At 43.7% G+C, this 21,290-nt stretch carries 20 protein-coding genes; 14 read left to right on the top strand and 6 right to left on the bottom strand.

Annotation, left to right across the window (positions count from 1 at the left end):
- Positions 1-350: 350 nt before the first annotated feature.
- The 3 genes from feoB to H6571_12445 form a co-directional block, all read right to left on the bottom strand.
- Positions 351-2,486, bottom strand: a complete 2,136-nt coding sequence (gene feoB / locus H6571_12455) for a ferrous iron transport protein B (GenBank protein MCB9324541.1) — start codon at positions 2,484-2,486, stop codon at positions 351-353.
- On the bottom strand, positions 2,470-2,727 hold the full coding sequence (locus tag H6571_12450) for a ferrous iron transport protein A (GenBank protein ID MCB9324540.1): 258 nt from the start codon (positions 2,725-2,727) through the stop codon (positions 2,470-2,472). Before H6571_12450 ends, feoB begins: the two co-directional genes overlap by 17 nt.
- A gap of 576 nt (positions 2,728-3,303) precedes the next feature.
- A complete protein-coding gene (locus H6571_12445; GenBank protein ID MCB9324539.1) occupies positions 3,304-4,932 on the bottom strand; it encodes a caspase family protein in 1,629 nt (542 codons plus the stop codon).
- 194 nt (positions 4,933-5,126) lie between these two features.
- Between H6571_12445 and H6571_12440 the strand changes: the two genes are divergently transcribed.
- From H6571_12440 to H6571_12400, 9 genes are all read left to right on the top strand, one after another.
- A complete protein-coding gene (locus tag H6571_12440; GenBank protein MCB9324538.1) occupies positions 5,127-6,212 on the top strand; it encodes a trypsin-like peptidase domain-containing protein in 1,086 nt (361 codons plus the stop codon).
- A 338-nt stretch (positions 6,213-6,550) separates the two neighbouring features.
- A complete protein-coding gene (locus H6571_12435; GenBank protein MCB9324537.1) occupies positions 6,551-7,603 on the top strand; it encodes a PorP/SprF family type IX secretion system membrane protein in 1,053 nt (350 codons plus the stop codon).
- 296 nt (positions 7,604-7,899) lie between these two features.
- Positions 7,900-8,349, top strand: a complete 450-nt coding sequence (locus tag H6571_12430) for a polymer-forming cytoskeletal protein (protein ID MCB9324536.1) — start codon at positions 7,900-7,902, stop codon at positions 8,347-8,349.
- Positions 8,350-8,392: 43 nt separating this feature from the next.
- Positions 8,393-8,581, top strand: a complete 189-nt coding sequence (locus tag H6571_12425) for an AtpZ/AtpI family protein (GenBank protein ID MCB9324535.1) — start codon at positions 8,393-8,395, stop codon at positions 8,579-8,581.
- Positions 8,578-8,970 carry a hypothetical protein gene (locus H6571_12420; protein ID MCB9324534.1) on the top strand — a complete coding sequence of 131 codons (393 nt, stop codon included), beginning with the start codon at positions 8,578-8,580 and terminating at the stop codon, positions 8,968-8,970. The genes H6571_12425 and H6571_12420 overlap by 4 nt, the downstream gene beginning before the upstream one ends.
- Complete coding sequence (locus tag H6571_12415; GenBank protein ID MCB9324533.1) at positions 8,963-9,448, top strand: biotin/lipoyl-binding protein; 486 nt, start codon at positions 8,963-8,965, stop codon at positions 9,446-9,448. Before H6571_12420 ends, H6571_12415 begins: the two co-directional genes overlap by 8 nt.
- A gap of 55 nt (positions 9,449-9,503) precedes the next feature.
- A complete protein-coding gene (locus H6571_12410) occupies positions 9,504-10,844 on the top strand; it encodes a hydroxymethylglutaryl-CoA reductase, degradative (GenBank protein MCB9324532.1) in 1,341 nt (446 codons plus the stop codon).
- Position 10,845: 1 nt separating this feature from the next.
- Positions 10,846-11,778 (top strand): GHMP kinase, encoded by a 933-nt coding sequence (locus H6571_12405; protein MCB9324531.1) that lies wholly within the window; start codon positions 10,846-10,848, stop codon positions 11,776-11,778.
- Positions 11,779-11,851: 73 nt separating this feature from the next.
- The gene (locus H6571_12400; protein ID MCB9324530.1) at positions 11,852-12,577 is read left to right on the top strand and encodes an oxidoreductase; all 726 of its coding nucleotides are present in this window, start codon (positions 11,852-11,854) and stop codon (positions 12,575-12,577) included.
- Between the two features lie 60 nt (positions 12,578-12,637).
- Here the strand turns inward: H6571_12400 and H6571_12395 are convergent, their stop codons facing one another.
- Positions 12,638-13,081, bottom strand: a complete 444-nt coding sequence (locus H6571_12395) for a nuclear transport factor 2 family protein (protein MCB9324529.1) — start codon at positions 13,079-13,081, stop codon at positions 12,638-12,640.
- 113 nt (positions 13,082-13,194) lie between these two features.
- Here H6571_12395 and H6571_12390 point away from each other — a divergent pair, with 113 nt between their 5' ends.
- Positions 13,195-14,316, top strand: coding sequence for a hypothetical protein (locus tag H6571_12390; protein ID MCB9324528.1), 1,122 nt, complete (start codon positions 13,195-13,197; stop codon positions 14,314-14,316).
- Positions 14,317-14,328: 12 nt separating this feature from the next.
- Positions 14,329-15,147, top strand: a complete 819-nt coding sequence (locus tag H6571_12385; GenBank protein MCB9324527.1) for an SDR family oxidoreductase — start codon at positions 14,329-14,331, stop codon at positions 15,145-15,147.
- A 235-nt stretch (positions 15,148-15,382) separates the two neighbouring features.
- Here H6571_12385 and H6571_12380 read toward each other — a convergent pair whose 3' ends face one another.
- Together H6571_12380 and rfbA are read right to left on the bottom strand one after the other, a co-directional pair.
- Positions 15,383-16,843: a M20/M25/M40 family metallo-hydrolase gene (locus tag H6571_12380; protein MCB9324526.1), complete on the bottom strand. Its 1,461-nt coding sequence runs from the start codon at positions 16,841-16,843 to the stop codon at positions 15,383-15,385.
- Between the two features lie 113 nt (positions 16,844-16,956).
- The gene (rfbA, locus tag H6571_12375) at positions 16,957-17,823 is read right to left on the bottom strand and encodes a glucose-1-phosphate thymidylyltransferase RfbA (protein ID MCB9324525.1); all 867 of its coding nucleotides are present in this window, start codon (positions 17,821-17,823) and stop codon (positions 16,957-16,959) included.
- Positions 17,824-17,954: 131 nt separating this feature from the next.
- On the opposite strand from rfbA, the gene H6571_12370 reads away from it, so the two are divergent.
- The 3 genes from H6571_12370 to H6571_12360 all read left to right on the top strand — a co-directional run bounded on the left by H6571_12370 (position 17,955) and on the right by H6571_12360 (position 21,243).
- The gene (locus H6571_12370; protein ID MCB9324524.1) at positions 17,955-18,581 is read left to right on the top strand and encodes a TetR/AcrR family transcriptional regulator; all 627 of its coding nucleotides are present in this window, start codon (positions 17,955-17,957) and stop codon (positions 18,579-18,581) included.
- 31 nt (positions 18,582-18,612) lie between these two features.
- Entirely contained in the window at positions 18,613-19,944 is a 1,332-nt protein-coding gene (locus tag H6571_12365; GenBank protein MCB9324523.1) for a TolC family protein, read from the top strand.
- Positions 19,945-20,100: 156 nt separating this feature from the next.
- The gene (locus H6571_12360) at positions 20,101-21,243 is read left to right on the top strand and encodes an efflux RND transporter periplasmic adaptor subunit (GenBank protein MCB9324522.1); all 1,143 of its coding nucleotides are present in this window, start codon (positions 20,101-20,103) and stop codon (positions 21,241-21,243) included.
- Positions 21,244-21,290: the final 47 nt, after the last annotated feature.

The following is a 21,290-nucleotide window of genomic DNA, read 5'->3' as shown; positions in this document are numbered from 1 at the left end:
AGGGTTGCTCCAAAATGAGTAACGTTCAAAATCCCCAACGGGGATTTATCTGAATAACGTAGCATGAAATGCTTCGTTATGTAAAATAAGTGACTCAATCAACCCAGTTCTGGGTTGCCAAGCCTTGTTTTCTCATCAATGGATTTCATCCATTGTTATTCATATAATTTCCCTTCGGGAATTAAGCCTTGCTCAGTTGTCGCAAACAACTTGGTAGAGCGTTGAACAAAGTGAGACGATGGGTGAGCCGCAACAAAAAAGTGTTTTTACCAGGTGATGAGAAATTACAAAATTTGATGGCTATATGCGGTTGTTCAGAAAAGGTCGAATAAATTCGACCGATACGGATTTCAACTCAACCAATGATAAACCAGAAAACTGGAGAGATACGCCATGCCGGTCATAAAGACAAATTGTAATATGGGCCATTTCCAGCTGCCCGTTTCCCGCCGGACGACGGCCATGGTGCCCATACACATCATGGCGAAGACGTAGAACACCAGGAGGGAAACGGAGGTTGCGGTATTGTACACAGGAGCCCCGGTGACGGGGTCTCGTTCCCTTGCCATTTGTTCCCGGACGGAAAACTCGTCGGCATCGCTGCCTATGCTGTAAATGGTGGCCATGGTGCCTACAAAAACTTCCCGGGCCGCAAAAGAAGTGATGATGGCTATGCCAATTTTCCAGTCGAATCCCAGGGGGCGAACGACGGGTTCAATGCTTTTGCCCAATTGGCCGGCAAAGGAATATTCGAGTTTCTTGGAGGCGATGAGGTTTTCGGTTTCCACGGTGGAAAGCTCCCTGGAGGCAGCCATGGAAAGGGCCTCCTGTTCCGCGAATTCCATTTGCCCTTTGGGGCCGAAGTTGGCTAACACCCAAAGTATCATTGATATCAGCAGGATGATTTTTCCGGCTTCCACCACAAATGCCCTCACTTTGCTCCAGACATTTAGCCCCACATTACGTAGTAAGGGGAGTTTGTAATCGGGTAATTCCAGCAGGAGAAAACTGCTTTCGCTGCTTCGCAGAATCCATTTGAAAATCAGGGCAAAAAGAAAGGCAAAAACGATGCCCAGCAGGTAAAGTCCCATGAATGCCAATCCCTGGAGATTAAAAACCCCTGCGATGGTTTTTGCCGGGAAGGCGAACCCAATCAATACCGTATAAACGGGGATCCGGGCCGAACAACTGATCAGGGGAGTGATCATAATGGTGATGAGCCGTTCCTTCCAGTTGCTGATCGTCCGGGTACTCATGATGGCAGGAATGGCGCAGGCACTGCTTGAGATCAGGGCAATGAGGCTGCGTCCGTTCAGGCCAAAACGTTGCATGATACTATCGAAAAGATAAACCACCCTCGCCATGTATCCCGCTTCTTCAAGCAGGGAGATGAGAAAAAATAAAATGGCGATCTGGGGGACGAAAACCAATATCCCTCCCAACCCGGCCAACAATCCGTCGGTGATCAGGTGCGTAATCCAGGTATCCGGCATGAAAGTCCTCAAATTTTCAACGATCCAGCCGAACCCGGCATCAATCCAGTCCATGGGATAAGTCGCCCATATGAAAATAGCCTGAAATACCGAAAACATGATTGCAAAAAAGATGAGTGGCCCCAAAATTTTATGGGTCAATATCGCATCCATTTTCTCCGTCAGTTTGGAAATGCTTTCTTTTTGAACACAGCTAATGCCTTTAAGCATCGGGGTGAAACGATTGAACCGGTACATGGTATCTTCCACCTGTAGCTGTAGGGACTGAAAATTTTCGGTTCGGGTAATTTCAGCTATTTGTTGTCTCTGATTTTTATCCAGGAAAGCGAGCCATTCGTGGTGGTGCGCGATAAGAATGGCCTGGTAATCATTGATGCCCGGGAATAAAGGTTTTATTTTTTGGGCAATGTTTAGTTCAGTTTTGGATAGGGGACGAAAAGGGTCCCCAGCAGTTTGATCCGTTTGGAGGGGAAGTCGCCCGATTTCGGCCATGAGCTCCGAGCGTCCGATGCCCGTTCTGCCACTGATCAGCACTACGGGAACATTGAGTCTTTTGGATAAATTTGTAAAATCAATGTTGCAGCTTTCTTTTTCCGCCAGGTCTGCCATATTGAGGGCCAGGATTACGGGTTTTCCCAAATCCTTTATCTGGGAGAAAAGCAGCAGGTGTTTGTCCAGTTTGGTAAGGTCAGCAATATAGATGAATGCATCGGGGAAATCAGGGTCTTTGGGGTTGCAGAAAGACTGGACCACGAGCCTTTCATCCTGGGCATTCGGATAAAAGCTATAGGTGCCCGGGAAGTCGATCAATCTCGCAGGGCCATTGCCTTCAACCAGCAGTTTTCCGACTTTTTTATCGACGGTAATGCCCGGGAAGTTTCCCGTTTTTTGCTGAAGCCCGGTGAGTAGGTTGAAAATGGACGTTTTTCCGGAATTAGGATTGCCGACTAGGGCTATGGTGTTTTGCTGTTTAGCTTCAATCGTTTTTTTCATTCGACATTATTATACACGAAGCCTCATCTTTGCGCAAAGCAATAATATACTTACCGTTTTTGACGTAAAGAGCCCCGCCGAATGGAGCTTTTCGAACCAATTGTAATTTCTGGCCGGGCAATGCACCCATAGAAATCAATTTCCCGGCAATACGTTCATTGTTGTATTGTGCGATCAACCCTTTTTGTCCAATTTTAAATTCAGACAGCGGTAAACTCAGGAAATTGATTGTTACTGCCATGTTGTTTATTTTGAATCATTCTAAATAAAAGGCTAATATAGGCGTTTTCCTTTTTAGAAATAATGGCAAAAGTCACAATTCTTATGAATTTCATGCCGAAACCGATGATTTTCACCCATATTCGGTGAGGTAATACCTAATGTTAGGTATGGGGCTGTTAAATTATGATGCTATGATGCTGAAATACTGCGATGCTATAATGGTACGATGCTGCGATGCTATAATGCTGAGGTAATTGGCAGTATCCTGTTAAGTGTTTAAACAATCTCAAACCAAATATTTGGGGCAAAATTGAACATAATTTAGGGGTACAGAAATATGCGTTTTCATGCTAACCTATTCTGCACATGAAAAGTCGGGAGCCACCAAGACGCAAATATTTGATTACCTTACAATAAAAGGAATCGTCCGGTTGGTTTGGTCGATTTTGGGACTGTTCCAGGTTCCAGGTTCCAAATTGTTTGAGACTGTTTAAAGTTTAATTTATTAACATCAAAAAAATCGCAGCATCGCAACATCAAAAAATCCTCGCATCCTCGCATCCTCGCATCCTCACATCCTCACATCCTCACATCCTCACTGCTTCACCCCCACCGTCATGTTGTGGTCGTAATCGCCGCGGATAATAGGTGACTGCCGGTTGCCGGTATATTCCCGAACATTTGTGTAAACATAATTGTATAGTTCCTGCACATTGACGATTTTATCCCCGTTGCTGTCGGCTTCTCCTTTCATTCCCCTGATGAGGAAGTGGGTAAAAACGCCTTGCCGAAGTCCGCTGGATTCCAGGGAAGTTTCATCGGATTTGGAGGACATAATCAGAGCGGTTCCGGCTTTGGCATTGGCCAGGCTTTCGTAGTATTTGCCAAAAACAGAAGGTTCTGTTCCTCCTTTTAAGGCCAGGAGGCTTCCTGAATGGCAGGCATCGGCAATACACAGTTTGTATTTGGCAGGGCTTTTATCCAAAATCTGGACCACTTCTTCATGGTAGAGCTTATTGGCAGTACCGTCAAAATCAATAGGAAGAAAAGCTCCCTTGAGCCCGTGACCTGAGAAATACATAAAAACGAGGTCGTTCGGGCCGGCTTTCCAGAATATTTCTTTCATGGCATTTTTGATGTTGTCTTTGGTCGCCGCCTCGTCGATCAGGATCCTGATTTGATCTTCGGGGATAGCTCCTCCGGAAGGGCTTTGGAGGAAAGCAAAAATCCGGTAGGCATCGTCATCGGGGTAGCGCAGAGCTGGCATATGGCTATAACCGGAGATGCCGATAATGAGAGCCCATACTTTTAATTGAGGTTTATTGCTGGGCTGGATTGGGGCCGGGACACCGCCTAGATAGGTTCCTTTGCTCCAGTTTCCGGTCATTTTGATTCCGTTCGCCATAAAATAAGTACCCTGACCTTCAAAAGCTCCTTTTGACATGAATCCTTCGTATCGCTCACCGTTTTTATAGATAACCGTGCCTTTTCCTTCGGGAACGCCGTTTCGAAAAGGACCTGTATATTTTGCACCGTCTTTAAAAATATAATTGCCAAAACCGTTCAGGCAGTTTCCCTGGATGCAGCCTATTGTTTTATTTACATTAGTATCGGCATTGAGGAGAAATTCTCCTTCAAACCATCTTCCGCTCTTTTTTCCGCCTGCTGCATGGTACATGGTGCCTTCCCCGTGAGGATAACCGTTTTTAAATTCACCCTGGTAGCGGTCGCCGTTAGGATAAAAGAAGATGCCCCGGCCATCGGGCTTTTGGTTGTAAAATAATCCCTGGTATTTGCTGCCGTCGGGATAAGCGTAAATGCCTTCTCCATTTTCGCAGTTCCCTTGGATGCATCCCGACTGAATGGCGGTACCATCGTTTTGGACCTCTTTTTTGAGCATCCATTCGTCGAGAATCTGACCGTTGCTGTCTACAGGCCTCCCCTGGCTCCATAATCCTGTTCGCGAAGTTCCGTCACCATATTTTTTAGTCCCTCTTCCGTCGGGATAACGATGGGCCCATTGCCCCTGGTACTGACTGCCATCGGGATAGGTACAGATGCCGGTACCGTGTATTTCTCCGTTTACAAAATCACCTACATAGATAGCACCGTTCGGATAAAGAAAGGTACCATTGCCATTGAAACAATCTCCTGAAACACATTGGGCACTGAGCAGGATGAAGCTGGACAGGAAAAAGAAAAATACGAGGCTGGCTTTTTGCATTTCGATAGTTGTTTTTAAAAGAACGGCTTTTTGGTCGCCTTTCTTATTCAAAAAGGGGGAGGAATGCAAAATTACCAAATCTACAGGACTTAATATATTTTAGGAGGGATGTAAAATAGATTAATAAAATTAGGCAAGCTCTAATTAGCATTTAAAACATACAATTAGTAATTTCGCTTCAAATTCAGACTTGGATGAATGATATAATCGAGTTATTCCGTAATGCTGTGATCCAGATCGCTACGCCGAACACCACGGGTACGGGGTTTTTCCTCAAAGAACCTGGTTTGTTGGTTACCAATGATCATATCGTGAGAGGAAACCGATTTGTTATCGTGGAAGGAGACAAGCTGGAAAAACAACTGACCCGGGTCATTTATACCGACCCATTATACGATTTAGCTTTCTTAAGGCCTGAAAAAACAGAAGCCTTGCCCCGGATCAACCTGATGAGCCCTTATTCGCTAAAGGAAGGGGATCCGGTTACTGCCGTCGGGCATCCCTATGGATTGAAATATTCTGCAACCCAGGGTATTGTCTCCAATTTGAAGGAAGAAACTAATGATATTTTTTATATACAGCATGATGCCGCCCTGAATCCCGGGAATAGTGGCGGGCCGTTGATCAACAAAAAAGGAGAAGTGGTAGGAATCAATACGTTCATTGTGAAGGACAGTAATAATATTGGATTTTCCCTACCGGCCAATTATATTGCCAAAACCATTGATGAGTTTAAGAAAATAAATGGAGAAGAGGCTGTTCGGTGTCATTCTTGTGCCAATATTGTATCCAATATCGAGCTGAAAAACGGTTATTGCAATCATTGCGGTACCCGGCTACAGTTGCCCAGCGAGGTGGAAGAATACGAACCAGCAGGACTGGCTTTGACGATAGAGACCATTTTGGAAAGAACGGGGCATAATGTGGCACTCGCAAGACGAGGTGCCAATAATTGGGAGATCAAGCAGGGAAGTGCACAGATCAACATATTTTATCACGAGAAATCAGGACTTATTACAGGGGATGCTTATTTGTGCCTGTTGCCTAAATCAGACATTGAACATCTGTATGAATATCTGTTAAAGCAAAATGGTAAAATGGACGGGTTGAATTTCAGCGTTAAAGATCAGGATGTCATTTTATCGTTATTAATTTTTGACAGGTATTTCAATGTAGAAACCGGATTGAAGTTATTTGAAAACCTGTTTGCCAAAGCAGATTATTACGATAATATTCTTGTCGACAAATTCGGAGCGTTTTGGAAATACGATTCAGAATAATAAAAAGTAAAAAGCAGCGTTTTTAATATTGCCCGCCTCTTTTAGGCATCGGGGAAAATAAACCACCTACACGAAAAAAAGTTCAGTAACGTATTGGAAAACTTATTGTTTTTTCCAAATAGTCTATCCTTGTCCGAATAATTGAATTTGAACTGTCAGAATAGAGCAATTAATGTAAAGAATAATACCAAAATACTTTCTTTAACAAAATTTGTGCAGTTATATTGAAAGACATTCCCTATAATTGTAGCTAAAATAAATTTTGTGCTCAAAGAAAGCGTTTTTTAAACCTAATTAATTTGAGTATTTCAGGAAAACAGTTTTACAAACATCAAAGTATGAAGACGTTTAAATCCCTTTTGATTGGCTTCTTGCTAATCCTTGGTGCGGCCGGGGTAACGGCGCAGGATATCCATTTTTCCCAATTTTATCTTTCTCCCCTGAACCTTAATCCGGCTATGACAGGGGTTATGAACTGTAATGTTCGATTGGTGGCCAACTATCGTAATCAGTGGTCAAGTGTATTGCGCTCCAATGCGTACAACACTTATTCTGTTTCTTACGATCAGCGTTTCCCTGTCGGGCATTATGATTATTTCGGCATCGGAGGTACCTTTTGGGGAGACCGTGCCGGGGAAGCTGATTTTGCCACCCTGACAGGAAAACTTTCCCTGTCCTACAGTAAAAAGATGGGAGGAGACCGCAACAGCGGAAACTACCTTGTTGTCGGTGCCGAAGGTGGTGTCGCACAACGAAGTCTCGACTTCCTGAAGTTGCGCTGGGGAACCCAGCACGACGGATTGGGGCATTTTGATGAAAATATAGACCCGATGGAAGACGGCTTCGATCGCGATAACTTTATTTTCGCTGACCTTGCTGCAGGATTACTGTGGTTTATGGTTTTTGACGATCATAATAACCTCTACTTTGGGGGAGCTTATAATCACCTCAACAGGTCAAACCAGTCTTTCAGCAGCAATTCTACGGACCTCCTTTACAGCAGGTACACTTTCCACGCGGGTGGGGAGTTCCTGATGGGCAGTCGCTTGTCATTGTTGCCAGGTGTGATTGTGATGAGCCAGGGTCCTTCCTTCCAGGTAAATGCGGGAACCAGTTTCCGGTTTTTGCTGAGCAAAGGACGGGACTCCTACCAGGCTTTCCAGATCGGTCTGTGGTCAAGGATTTCCAATAAAATACAGACCGGGGTACTCAATGATGCAGCAATCATTTCAACTCGTTTTGATTATGACAGCTTCAGCATTGGTTTCAGCTATGATATTAACGTTTCACCATTGAAAGCGGCGAGTAAATCACATGGTGGTTTCGAGTTTGCCATGGTGTATAAAATATGTGGTCCGGTTAGAAGAGGGGTGTATTGTCCTAACTTCTAATACAGCCGTTTCAAATTACGAGCATGCTCGACCTCGTTGTACCTCCCGGTGTTAACTAAACGCCGGGAGGTATGTTTTTCCAATCCATACTATCCTCAGTAGACTTTTCCATACCTTCGGGGCTGGAGACCCAAAAACGAAATCTCAGTCAGATGTAATGTTTTTAGCCCGGTAATTTGTTACTAGTGCTTAAAAAATTAAATTTGTATCAGGAACCATTGAAGATTGTTCCGTTTCCTTGTGATTTTTGTTAAAAAAGCCGGAATTTCAGACAACTTCAACTAAAAAATTGAAAAATGTTTAGCACAAAAGAAAAAAACGAATCGGCAAAACCCGGTTCAATCAATCCTGCTGCTTCAGGGCATGCCCTAAATAGCATCGTTAAAGGAACTTCCATTGAAGGAACGATCAAAGCTACCAGTGACATTCGTATTGATGGAGCCATCAAAGGCAAGCTTTACGGTGATGCAAAGGTTATTATAGGCCCTACCGGAACGGTTGAGGGGGAGATTAAGTGCCAGAATGCCGTCATCGAAGGTCGATTCGACGGGGTTTTAATCGTTAAAGAATTGCTTAACGTCAGGGAGAATGCTGTCGTCAATGGTGAAGTAACTACCGGAAAACTCATCGTTCAGTCCGGAGGAATTTTCAATGTAACCGCTTGTTCAATGGGTGGGGACAATAATCCCGTGGTTCAGCAAAAAAACCAGGAAAGTGGCAAATCAGGAAAACCCGTCGGAGCATAAAGACAATAAAAAGAAAAATGCCAAACCTGGTGTAAACAGTTATATGAAATACTCGGGAATGGGCATCCAGATGGGAGGTATTATCCTCATTGGGGCCTATGCCGGCCAGAAACTGGATGCTCATTTCCAAACTTCCAAGCCTTATTTTACCGTTGCACTCGCACTATTTTCTACCTTTGCGGCTCTTTACCTCGTACTTAAAGATTTTATTAAAAAACAAGACGACGAATGAGCTTAAAGACCTTTTTTTCAAAGCTTTTGATGACCATGGTGATTTCCGTGGTGTTTATTTTTGGAATGAGTTTTATTCCCGCTCTTCAATCTTTTAATTCCCTCGGTTGGACCAGCATTCTTTTTTTTATCCTTTGGACCCTCCTAATGTTCTTTATTTCCCGAAAAGCAGCACAAAACGAAAATAAGAACATTTTTACCAATGCTATCCTTGGGTTTACTTTTGCCAAATTATTTATTTCAGCAGGCATTGTTTATGCCTATTTTAAAATAACGGAACCCGAATCGAGATTTTTCTTAATTCCTTTTTTCGGCGTTTATCTGATTTACACTATTTTTGAAACCTATTTCATGATGAAATTGGGCAAAACACAGTATGCAAATGATTAGTGAAAACATGAAGGTGAGCGTCAATGGGGATCAGTTTGAATTTACCAGCCTGAACCCTGATGAGCTGGATATCGTCAAGGCAGAAAACGGATTGTATCATATCCTGCATAATAATAAATCCTTCCTCGCCGAGATCCTAGAAGTCAATAATATTGAAAAAACCTTTGTGATCAAGGTCAATGGAGATACTTTTTCACTAAAAATATCAGATGAGTACGAACAACTCGTGCAACAACTAGGCCTTTCGGTGGATACCCATGTAGTAGTGAAAGATATCGTGGCCCCCATGCCGGGACTCATTCTCAAGGTGATGGCAGAGCCGGGACAGGAGATCCATAAAGGGGACCAGTTGCTGATACTGGAAGCCATGAAAATGGAAAATGTGATCAAATCTCCGGGAGAGGGGGTAGTCAAAACCATAGAAGCAAAAGAAGGCATGGCCGTCGAAAAGGGCCAGTTGCTGATAGTGCTGAAATAGATCAGGTCGGTAAAAAAAATCCCGGCAAATTTCGGGGATTCGAATTAAGCTACACATGCAAGAAAAAATAATACAGGGATTTTCAAAATTGTCGAAAGAGGAGAAAGTGGACTGGGTGGTTAACACTTATTTTGATTCCGCTGAAGATTCAGGGCACAGTGCTAAAAAAGAATTGTGCCAATTCTGGTTGGAAGACCATAACCTGCAACATATTTTTGACCATTTCAGTGAGAATACCCTGAGCAATTTTTTCCTGCCATTTGGTGTGGCACCAAATTTCCTTATCAACGGAAAGGTATATGCCCTGCCTATGGTCATTGAAGAAAGCTCCGTGGTAGCGGCAGCGGCCAGTGCGGCCAAATTTTGGCTGGATCGGGGAGGATTTAAAACAGAAGTCATCTCCACTAAAAAACTGGGCCAGGTTCATTTCAGCTGGAAGGGCCCTGCAGAAAAATTATTCAGCCATTTTGATGTCATAAGGGAGGTGCTTTTGGTCGATGCGGCCTATTTGACCAGGAACATGGAACAGCGGGGTGGAGGCGTTGTGGATATTAGCCTCAAGGATCTGACGGCTTTAGAACCAGGATATTACCAGTTGTTTGTCACTTTTGAAACCTGTGACTCCATGGGAGCGAATTTCATCAACTCCATCCTGGAACAATTTGGGCAGTCTTTGAAGGTTTTTGTTTCCGGGCATCCGGGATTTGTCGGGGAGGAGCGTTCCGTGGAGATTATCATGGCGATTTTATCGAACTATACGCCGGAATGTGTTGTACGTGCATCCGTGGAATGTTCCACGGAAGTTATGGCCGGTGCCTGCGAAGAAATGAACGGTCCCGAATTTTCAGAAAAATTCAAAAAGGCAGTACGCATTGCCCATATAGATCCTTACCGCGCTACTACTCATAACAAAGGAATTTATAATGGAGTGGATGCTGTAGTCATTGCCACGGGGAATGATTTCAGGGCCGTGGAAGCCTGCGGGCACACCTATGCATCACGGGAGGGACAATACAAAAGTCTTAGTTATTGTACCATAGAAGAAGGAAAGTTTAAATTTTGGATAGACCTGCCCCTGGCCCTGGGCACTGTTGGAGGATTGACAAGGCTGCATCCCCTCGCGAAAAGATCTCTGGAATTGCTGGGCAACCCGGGGGCCGAAGAACTGATGGGTATTATAGCCGTGGCGGGCCTCGCCCAGAATTTCGCTGCTTTGAGGTCGTTGATCACCACGGGGATTCAACGAGGACACATGAAAATGCATTTGGCCAATATCCTCAATCATTTAAGTGCTTCCCCGGAGGCTACTATTGCGGCCCTTGCTTTTTTTGAGCAAAATCCGGTGTCCGTTGCCAGTGTAAGGAATTTCCTCGAAGAATTTGAAATTAAACGATAATATGCCAGGTGCCCTTCCTTTTAAAATACATACCAACGGCAAGCTGTTGCTCTCAGGGGAGTATTTCGTGCTGGATGGGGCTCTTGCACTCGCTGTTCCTACAAAAAAAGGACAGCTACTGGAGGTGTCGCCTGTCGAAGAGAGCCAGACCCTGCATTGGCAAAGTATGGATCATCAGGGGGCTTTATGGTTTGAGGCTGTTCTTTTACTGCCTGATCTCCAAATCGTCAGATCTACTGATCAGGAAATTGCCGAACGCCTGGGGCGCATTCTTCAAGAAGCACTTATGTTAAAAGGAACGGCGGATCATTTAGGCAATGGACTGGAAGTGAAAACGTTCCTCGATTTTCCTCGTGAATGGGGCCTGGGATCCAGTTCTACCTTAATCGCAGCTGTCGCCTCCTGGATGGAAGTTGATGCTTATGCATTGCTTTGGAACAGTTTTGGCGGGTCGGGTTATGACATTGCCTGTGCCCTGTCGGAGGGTCCGTTGTTGTATCAGTTGAAGGAAAGGCATCCCGTTGTAACCTCCTGTGCCTTTGATCCGGATTTTAAAGATCAGCTCTGTTTTGTGTACCTGGGTAAAAAACAAAGCAGCCGCAAAGGCATCCAAAAATACAGATTGGCCGGAAAAGCCCGGGCAGGAGTGATCGATGAAGTCAGTCATTTGACGGAAGCATTTTTGAAGGCAAAAACATTGTTTGAATTTGAAGACTACATCAGGCGGCATGAAAATCTTATAAGCAGGGAGCTGGATTTGCCGACAGCTGGTGACCTTCATTTTAAAACATTTCCGGGGGCGGTGAAGTCCCTCGGAGCCTGGGGCGGAGATTTTGTGCTGGCTACAAGCCCAATGGATTTAAAGGAAACTCAACAATGGTTCAACACAAAAGGCTTTGCAACTGTTATTAACTATGAGGCGATGGTAAAGTAAAATTCGTTACATATTTCAGGGGCTCAATTTTTATGCACGGAAATCAGGTTATGCCTTACAATCAAAAAAAAATATGCACACAGGAAAAATAATAAAGGTCGTTCAGCAGACGCCCAACACCCGGCAAATCTTTTTGAAAGTGATAGGGGACGAGCCTTTTGAATTCAAGGCAGGACAATTCATTACCATGGATCTGCCCATCCACGAGAGCAGGAGAAAACGCCTGAGGTCCTATTCTATTGCGAATCGTCCAGGCGAGGATAATGTACTTGAATTTACGATTACACATATGGGAGGAGCGGGAACCGAGTATCTTTTTAATGTGGCCAAGGAAGGTACCTTAATAGAATTCAATGGCCCGGGGGGAGTATTTACTTTACCTGAAGAAGTCAATACAGACCTGGTATTTATTTGTACAGGGACCGGTGTGGCCCCTTTCAGAAGTATGATTTTTGATCTTTTGGAGCATAAAAAACCGCATAAAAACATTCATTTGATTTTTGGAACCCGATATGCCTCCGGGATACTTTACCGGCATGAGTTTGAGCAGCTCGAAAAAGAGTACCTCCATTTTAAATATTCCGTAGCCCTTTCACAGGAGGAAAACCTGCCAGGCGTATCTTTTGAAGTCAGACAAGGGTATGTTCACGAAATTTATCGCAAGCATTATAAAGGCAATTTTAAAAACAAAAAATTCTATCTATGCGGCTGGGCCAATATGGTGGATGAAGCCGCGGATGTTTTAAAATCCGAAATAGGTTGTGAAGCCGGGCAGGTGATCTATGAACTCTACGGATAGAGTCCCTCTTTAGCCTTTCGCCTTTAACCTTTAACCTTTAATCTTTAGTCTTTTCCACGCTTAATCCCACACGAATTTCCATTCACCATCAGGCTGTTTTTTCCAGACAGTATGGAAAATTCCATCGGCGTTGATTGCTGCACCGCTGGTATCTACCGCCGAAAAAGTGTATTTTCCATAGGTGTATCCCAACTCTCCGGAGGCGGCAACGTCTGCGAAATCGGGATGCCAGCTGAGTTTTACCTCTTTTAAGGTTTGTTGTGCGAAATATTCGCTAATAGCCGATTTTCCTTCAATCAATTTATTGTTCCGTTGGAGTACTGCGTCTTCAGCGGCAAAGTGTAAAAAAGCCTCTGGGATGCCTCGTTCAGCAGCCATTTGGGCAAAGGCCTCTTCCGTTTTTACAATTTCAGCTTTCCACTGTTCAATAGCTGGTTTTTTATTTTTCATGGTACAGGAAATTAGGAAGGATCCGATGAATAAAAGGTAAATGAAGCGTTGCATTTGAGTGTTTTTTTTTGACGAGCAAAAATGAAGGCCAAAAGAACCGGTGCATCAAAATGAATAAAAACCTATATTTGCAGTAATGTTTGTACTGCCTAAAAATAATATTTTTTATGGATATAAAAGTAAAAAGGGTTGAAGACAGCACAGCGTTGAAAGAATTTATCTCATTTCCAAACCGGCTTTATAAAAAGAATCAATATTATGTCCCTCCATTGAACCGAGGCGAGTTAAAAACACTATCTGAAAAGAATCCCGCCTTTGAATACTGTGAGGCCGCTTATTGGCTGGCCTTGCGAAACGGAGAAATAGTAGGGCGCATCGCAGGGATCATCAATACAAAATACAATCAAAAAGAACAGGAGAAGATCGCCCGTTTTGGGTGGTTGGATTTTGCCGAGGATGAAGCCGTATTGGCACTCCTTTTTGAGACCTTTGAACAATGGGCAAGGGAAAAAGGAATGGAAAAGGCACAAGGTCCGATGGGATTTATTTCTTTTGATGCATCAGGGGTTTTGGTTGAAGGTTTTGAGGAAGTTCCTACCTCTTTTGGTCATTACAATTACCCTTATTATGATGGGATGATACAAGCCAATGGTTATGAGAAGGAGACGGATTGGATAGAATTTGAGGTAAAAATGCCGGATAAAGTCCCAGAAAGAATAACCCAAACGGCCGCCCTGGTCAGAAAAAGGTATGAGGTCCGGAATGCAACATTCAACTCACGAAAAGACCTATGGAAATATGCAGATGAACTTTTCCATGTGATCAATACCTGTTATGATGATTTATATGGTTTCAACAGGTTGACGGAGAGGCAAATAGAGCAGTTGAAAAAAGATTTTTTCAGCGTTATTAATCCGGATTACATTTCAGTTGTTTTAAATAGTAATGATGAACTGATCGGGTTCGGCATAGCGATGCCTTCTCTTTCCAGGGCTTTGAAAAAGTCAGCAGGCAGCTTGTTTCCTTTCGGGTATTTCCGGGTGTGGCGCGCATTGAAAAAAAACGATACCATTGATTTACTTTTACTGGGCATAATACCAGCATACAGAAGTAAAGGAATACATGCCCTGATATTTGAAAAAATCGGACAATCATTCTTAGATAACAAGATAAAATTTTTAGAAACCACTCGAGAACTTGAAAATAATCACAACGTAACACAATTGTGGAGTAAGCTGGATAGCCGGCAGCATAAAAGAGCCCGGTGTTATGTCAAAAAACTCAAATAAACTGGATTTGTTATGGAAACCAAAGATTTTGAACAAAAGGTTGTAATCATTACGGGAGCTTCTTCGGGAATCGGGAAAGCCTGTGCTTTGGAATTTTCAAAAAAAGGGGCTAAAATTGTGCTGGCCGCAAGAAGTGAAGCCCCTCTTAGGGAAGTTAGAGAAACAATAATCCAAAACGGCGGAGAAGCGGTAATTATCCCTACGGATGTCAGGGTGGAATCCGATTGTGAACTTTTGATTCAAAAGACCATAGAGCTGTATGGAAAAATAGACATCCTTATCAATAATGCAGGCATTTCCATGCGTGCATCATTCGCGGAAGTAAAATTGTCAGTCTTTAAAGAAGTGATGGAAACCAATTTTTACGGAGCCGTTTATTGCACCAAATTTGCATTGCCTTATTTGCTGGAGCAAAAGGGACTGGTCATTGGTATATCTTCCATTACCGGCTTAACCCCGTTGCCAGGACGGACGGCCTATGCCGCATCAAAACATGCACTGGACGGATTTCTGAATACACTGAGGATCGAAAATATGAAAAAAGGGCTGAGGGTACTTGTCGTTCACCCCGGATTTACCTCTTCCAATATCAGGACCCAGGCCTTGAACAAGAAAGGCAATCCTCAAAATCATACTCCAAGGGATGAAGAGAAAATGATGACGCCGGAAGAAGTCGCCGGGATCATTTTACGAGCGATCCTCAATCAGGAACGTGACATTATCCTTACCACGAAAGGTAAACTTGCTGTTTGGATGTACAACAGATTTCCGGCCATTACCGATCGGCTCATATACAATGAAATGGCCAAAGAGCCGGATGCGCCGATTTGATCCAAGGGTTCCAAGAGTTCCAGTGGTTTCAAAGGTTTCAGGAGTTCAAATGGTTCCAAGAGTTCCAAGTTGTTTCAGGAACTGTACTATAATAAACCTGTCTTCCGTTGCTATTGGTTTATTTGTTTAAGATTGAAAATGGATTTAACGTTATTGTGTTCAACGAACTTGTAATTACATCATCGTCCACCGTCCACCGTGGGCCGTTCTCTCCAGACTCAAAACTGTCTCCTCCTCATTTACCGCTATTTAAAATCAATTGCCGGAAAAAGCGAATGGACTGGTGATAATTTTCAACGGATACCCGTTCGTTTTTTCCATGAATCCTGGTGAGGTCTTCTTTGTGAATCATTACCGGCATAAAGCGGTATATGTTATCTGAAAGGTCCTGGTAATGACGGCTGTCCGTTCCGCCGATAACCAAAGAAGGGGCGACGATTACGCCGGGGAAAACCTCCTGGATGGATTTTTGAATGACCTGGAACCCAAAACTTTCCGTTCCCGAAATAGCTGATGGTTCATTTCCCATATCGATGCTGACTTCAATTCTCGGGTCGGCGATAATTTCACGAACATGATCGGCCACGGTTGCCTGGGTTTCACCGGGTCGAATTCGGAAATTCACTTTAGCCGATGCTTCGGAAGGCAATACGTTGTCTTTTATCCCACCTGAGATGATCGTCGGAGCGGTGGTGGTCCGGACGATAGCATTAGAGGCAGGTTCCTTACTCAGCTGATGGATCAGGAGGCTTTCGGTAAGCCACCTGTTTGAGATCAGCGCTTTAAAAGGCCAGCTCATTTCCGGGGCGATATGGTCAAAAAAAATGCCTGTTGCGCCGTCAATTGTTGCCGGGAAAGGATTCTCCTGCAAATTGACTATTGCCATGCTGAGTACTCCAATGGCCGTTTCGGCAGGCGGCATAGAGGAATGGCCTCCGTTTTTGAGCCTTGCGGTGAGGTCAAGCGTTACATACCCCTTTTCAGCAATACCGATCATTGCTGCCGGTTGCTTGAGTCCGGTCACAGCATCTTCAAGGATGAGCAACCCTTCGTCGAGAATATATTCAAACTGAATCTTTTCTTTTTTGAACCAGTCCGCTATTTGTTGGGCCCCTTGCTTTCCGCCTGTTTCTTCATCATGACCAAAGGCCAGGTAAATGTTACGGTTGGGGCTATAACCTTCAGCAAGAAGTTGTTCAATAGATTCCAGGATGCTAAAAACGGTTAGTTTATCATCCAGGGTGCCGCGGCCCCAGATAAAACCGTCTTTAATTACTCCGCTGAAAGGATCTTCCTGCCATTGGTTATTATCTCCTTCCACGGGCACTACGTCCGTATGCCCCATCAGGAGTACGGGCTGAAGATCAGCGTGTTTCCCCGCCCACTTAAGTACGATGCTCAACGGAGTAACTTCGATACGTTCCAGTATGGAAGTTACCAGGGGGTATTTTTTTTGAATAAAGGTATCCAGATCGAGAAAAGTGCTCTCGTCAAAATCTTTTGGGTCAGAAATGGTCGGAATCTGAATGGCTCCGGAAAGTCTGTTTTCCGCTCCTTCCTTTATGCTGACAGGCGCTATCGGTTCGATGATGGCCTGGCGGGAGGAAACTCCTGAAGTTTTTACGATGATGATCCCTGCAATAATGACCATTGCCAATAGGAACAATCTCAATAACAGGCGGAATAATTTTTTCATGGTGTATTTTTTTTCAATCCTCTCGTAAAGATTTGAGGCAATTGATTTTTTTAACGAATCAATAGCAAGCATACTCCCGATACTGGTTCATCCAGTCACGAACACAACCTACTTTATCTTTTTTTCAGAAGATTGAGTAAATATTCACCGTACCCGCTCTTGAGGTATTTGTATCCGAGTTTTTCGAGTTGAGCATCATCAATGAACCCCATTTGATGGGCGACTTCTTCGATGCAGCCGATTTTCAGGCCTTGCCTGTCTTCTATCACTTCGATGAATTGCCCGGCCTGCATAAGCGATTTATGGGTGCCGGTATCCAGCCAGGCAACCCCCCGGCCCAATACCTTGACTTCCAGGTTTCCCTTTTCCAGATAAAATTTATTTACATCGGTTATTTCGTATTCTCCACGAGCACTGGGCTTCAGGTTTTTGGCAATTTCCACTACATCGTTATTGTAAAAATAAAGGCCCGGAACAGCATAGTTTGATTTAGGAGTGTTAGGTTTCTCTTCAATAGAGAGGGCTTTGAAACTTTTGTCAAATTCCACCACCCCGTATCGTTCCGGGTCAGAGACCCAATAGGCAAATATGACCCCTCCTGCGGGATTGAAACTTTCCTGGAGCTGTTGTTCTATCCCTGCGCCATAAAAAATATTGTCCCCCAGAATGAGGGCTGCAGGATCAGTACCGATAAAATGTTCTCCCAACACGAAAGCCTGGGCCAGTCCGTTCGGTTCGTATTGCGGAATGTAGGAAAAATTACATCCAATTTGGCTACCGTCCCCCAGCAGTTTTTCAAAACCAGGGAGGTCATGAGGGGTAGAAATGATGAGAATATCCCTTATTCCTGCAGAAAGCAAAGAGGAAACCGGGTAATAGATCATCGGCTTGTCATACACAGGCATGAGTTGCTTGCTTACGGCGAGGGTAAGAGGGAAAAGTCGGGTGCCAAGTCCACCTGCCAGAATGATTCCTTTCATTTGTCGAAAAATTATTACGCATAGATAGTGAAAAAGGAAGACTTGTCGAAAACTTTGGAAACTTTTTACTTGTTAGTAGTTTCCTAAAGCAAAATATAATACATTTGCGTCCCGAAAAAAGATAGAGAGATTTGAAGTTCCAGGAAATTGATTTAAAACAGCAGATAGTTGATGAGGCCAAGGCCATGTTTATGCGCTTTGGGATCAAAAGTGTGAGCATGGATGATATTGCCGGGAAGATGGGGATATCCAAAAAGACCCTGTATCTCCATTTGGAAAATAAGGCGGAACTCATTAGCCTTATTTTGAATGAAAAACTTGAAGAAGAAATAGCGGTCATGGCGGAGCTAAGGGCCCGGGCTGAAAATGCCATCGAAGAAATTTTGAGCATCTCAGATTTTGTCGTGGCAACATTGAGGGAAATGCCTCCCATGATCATTTATGATTTGCAGAAATATTATCAGGTTACCTGGCGAGGTTTTGACGAAAAATACAAGGCTCATATTTATAAAACCATTTTGGAAAACATCAAATGGGGGGTGGAGCAGGGATATTATCGCCAAGGCCTGAATCCTGATATTATTACCAAATTTTATGTAGGAAAGGCAATGGTCGTGGTGGATGATGAACTGTTTCCGGCAGGTGTCTATGATTGTGATGTGTTGTTTAAAGAGCATATTGAATATCACATTTATGGGATTGCTTCTTCCAAAGGGTTGGCATTTTTTGAAAAGAGAAAGGATCGTAAGACCCATTAATAAAAATTGATTAGGAAAAAATATTAAGACTATGATAAGAAGTATTTTTGTGACGTGTTTGTGGATGGGGCTGCTGTCTGCAACCATGGGACAGGAGGTGCAGACATTCAGCATGAATGATGCCATAAATTACAGCTACGAGCACCACCTCAACATGAAATTAGCTGAAAACAAGATCAGGACAGCCGAAGAACAAAAGGTAGAAACCCGTGCCATCGGATTGCCACAGGTAAATATAGGAGTGGATTACAACCACTTTTTAAAATTACCCACGACACTTATTCCCAAGCAGTTTTTCGACCCCACGGCTCCAGAAGGAGAGTTTGGAGAGGTGAGCTTTGGGACCAAAAATAATCTGACGGCTTCTGCTACCCTGAGTACTTTATTGTTCGACGGTCAGTACCTTACAGCCCTCAAGGCCTCCCAGGTGTTGACTGAATATGCAAGGATTGATTATCAGAATGATAAGGCCCACTTGCGCGATGCGGTCAAAAAAGCCTACCTCCCGCCCTTGCTGATTTCGGAAAATATTATAACCATCCAGGAAAATATCAATGTGCTGGATAAGATGTACCGGGAAACCAACGAAATGTTTAAAGCAGGGTTTGTCGAAAAACTTGATGTTGACAAGCTTTATTTATCCCTTGATAATATGAAGGTGACGCTGGACGATCTTGAAAAAGCGTATAAAACGGCAATCGATGCCCTTAAAATCCAAATGGGGTATCCGCTGGAACAGGAACTTCAGTTATTGGAATCCGTTGAGGCGCTGTCTTCTCCGCTGGTTGATTTTAATGATGATGCAGAGGTTGATTACATGCAACGAACCGACTATGTCCTGCTCGAGGAGACCAAAGAACTGCAAAAACTCAATATTGACCGATACAAAAAAGGATACTGGCCTACGCTCAACGGTTTTATTAATTACCAGCAACAGGTTCAGGGGGATAATTTGTTTGATAATCCGAGTTCGACTCCGGCTTCCATTGCAGGATTACAACTGAAAATACCGATTTTTGACGGATTTTATAAAAAAGCCATGAAGGCCCAGGCTCAGATCAATCTTGAAAATATCGGCCATTCGCAGCAATTGCTGAAAAAAGGAATTGACTTACAAGTAAAAATGGCCCATAGGAATTATAAAAATGCGCTTGAAAAAATTGAATCCCGTCAGCGGAATGTCGATTTGGCCGAAAGGATCTTTGAAGTTTCACAGATCAAATACAAAGAAGGGATGGGGTCGAGTATTGAGATTATCCAGGCAGAGCAAAGCCTTTTCCAGAGTCAGCAAAATTACATCCAGTCGTTATACGATTTTATCATTGCAAAAATTGATTTGGAGATCGCTTACGGCCAGGATTAGGAGTAATGCAGCAATGGTTTGATGCTACAATGATTGAATGAAACAAGGATTTGATATTGAAAGGAGCTACCCAAAGGATCTTGAATCCTTAATACCTTGAATAAAAAATTGTCCATAAATTAATTTATAGAAGAAATGACCATAATTTTTAAACAAATGAAATATTTGATCAGCACACTTTTGGTGGCATTTTTACTGGTTTCCTGTAGCCAGGAACAGGAAGGAAATGTGATTCCTGAAGATATCGCGGCAAAAAAAGCGCTTTTGAAAACCAAACGTGCGGAAGCGAAAGCACTGGCTTCGTTTATCGACTCACTGGACCAGGCTATTTTCCAACAAGACCCATCTTCCAGGCAGGAAGAAAAGGCGTTGGTTAAAACGGCTCCATTGGAAAGAAAAGATTTTTATCACTATGTAGAAGTACAGGGAACCGTTACGGCTGATGATTATGTTGACGTTTCCGCTGAAGTGCCAGGACGTATTTTGTCGCTTAACGTAAAGGAAGGCCAGGCGGTGAGAAAGGGGCAGCTAATTGCTACTATTGATCCGGAGGCGACCAAAAAACAGATCGCTGAACTGGAAACGGGTATTGAACTGGCACAAACGGTTTACGAACGTCAAAAGCGTTTATGGGATCAGCAGATAGGGTCTGAAATTCAGTTCCTTCAAGCCAAAAACAATGTGGACCGCCTGAATAAAAACCTCGAATTGCTCAACCTGCAGCTGAAAAAGACCAATGTTTATGCCCCGGTTTCAGGAGAAGTTCAACGCGTGGTACTCCAGAGCGGAGAACTCGCTTCTCCGGGGATGCCGATCATTATGATGATCAATATGTCTAACCTGAAAGTGGTGGTCGATCTCCCTGAAAAATACCTGACGTCAGTCAAGAAAGGAGAACGTATTGAGGTGCATTTTCCTGCTCTGGATAAGGATCTGACCTTACCGGTAAACCTTATTGGTAATGTGATCAACTCAGGAAACAGGACGTTGCCGATTGAATTGGCCCTGAATGGGGGGAATGCTACGATGATGAAACCCAACCTGCTCGCTCTGGCAAAAATCAATGACCTTACCGTTGACAAAGCTATAACCGTTCCCATCGAACTCGTCCAACAGGAAATTGGCGGGAAAGATTATATCCTGATCGCAGAAAACAACAAAGCGAAAAAAGTTTATGTAAAAACAGGGGAGAGCTACGACGGAAATATTCTGATCAAGGAAGGTCTTGAAGGCAATGAAATCATCATTGTTGAAGGTGCCCGGGGATTGTTGAATGGGGCGGCCATTGAAGCGATCTAAAGGATCCGATTTTTTTAATTGAATAGGTCAGGCTTGCCTCAACAGGC

This window comes from Lewinellaceae bacterium (assembly GCA_020636105.1).
Lineage (GTDB): Bacteria > Bacteroidota > Bacteroidia > Chitinophagales > Saprospiraceae > BCD1.
The sequence above is the reverse complement of the archived record's forward strand: the minus strand, read 5'-3'. Positions and strand labels throughout refer to the sequence as shown.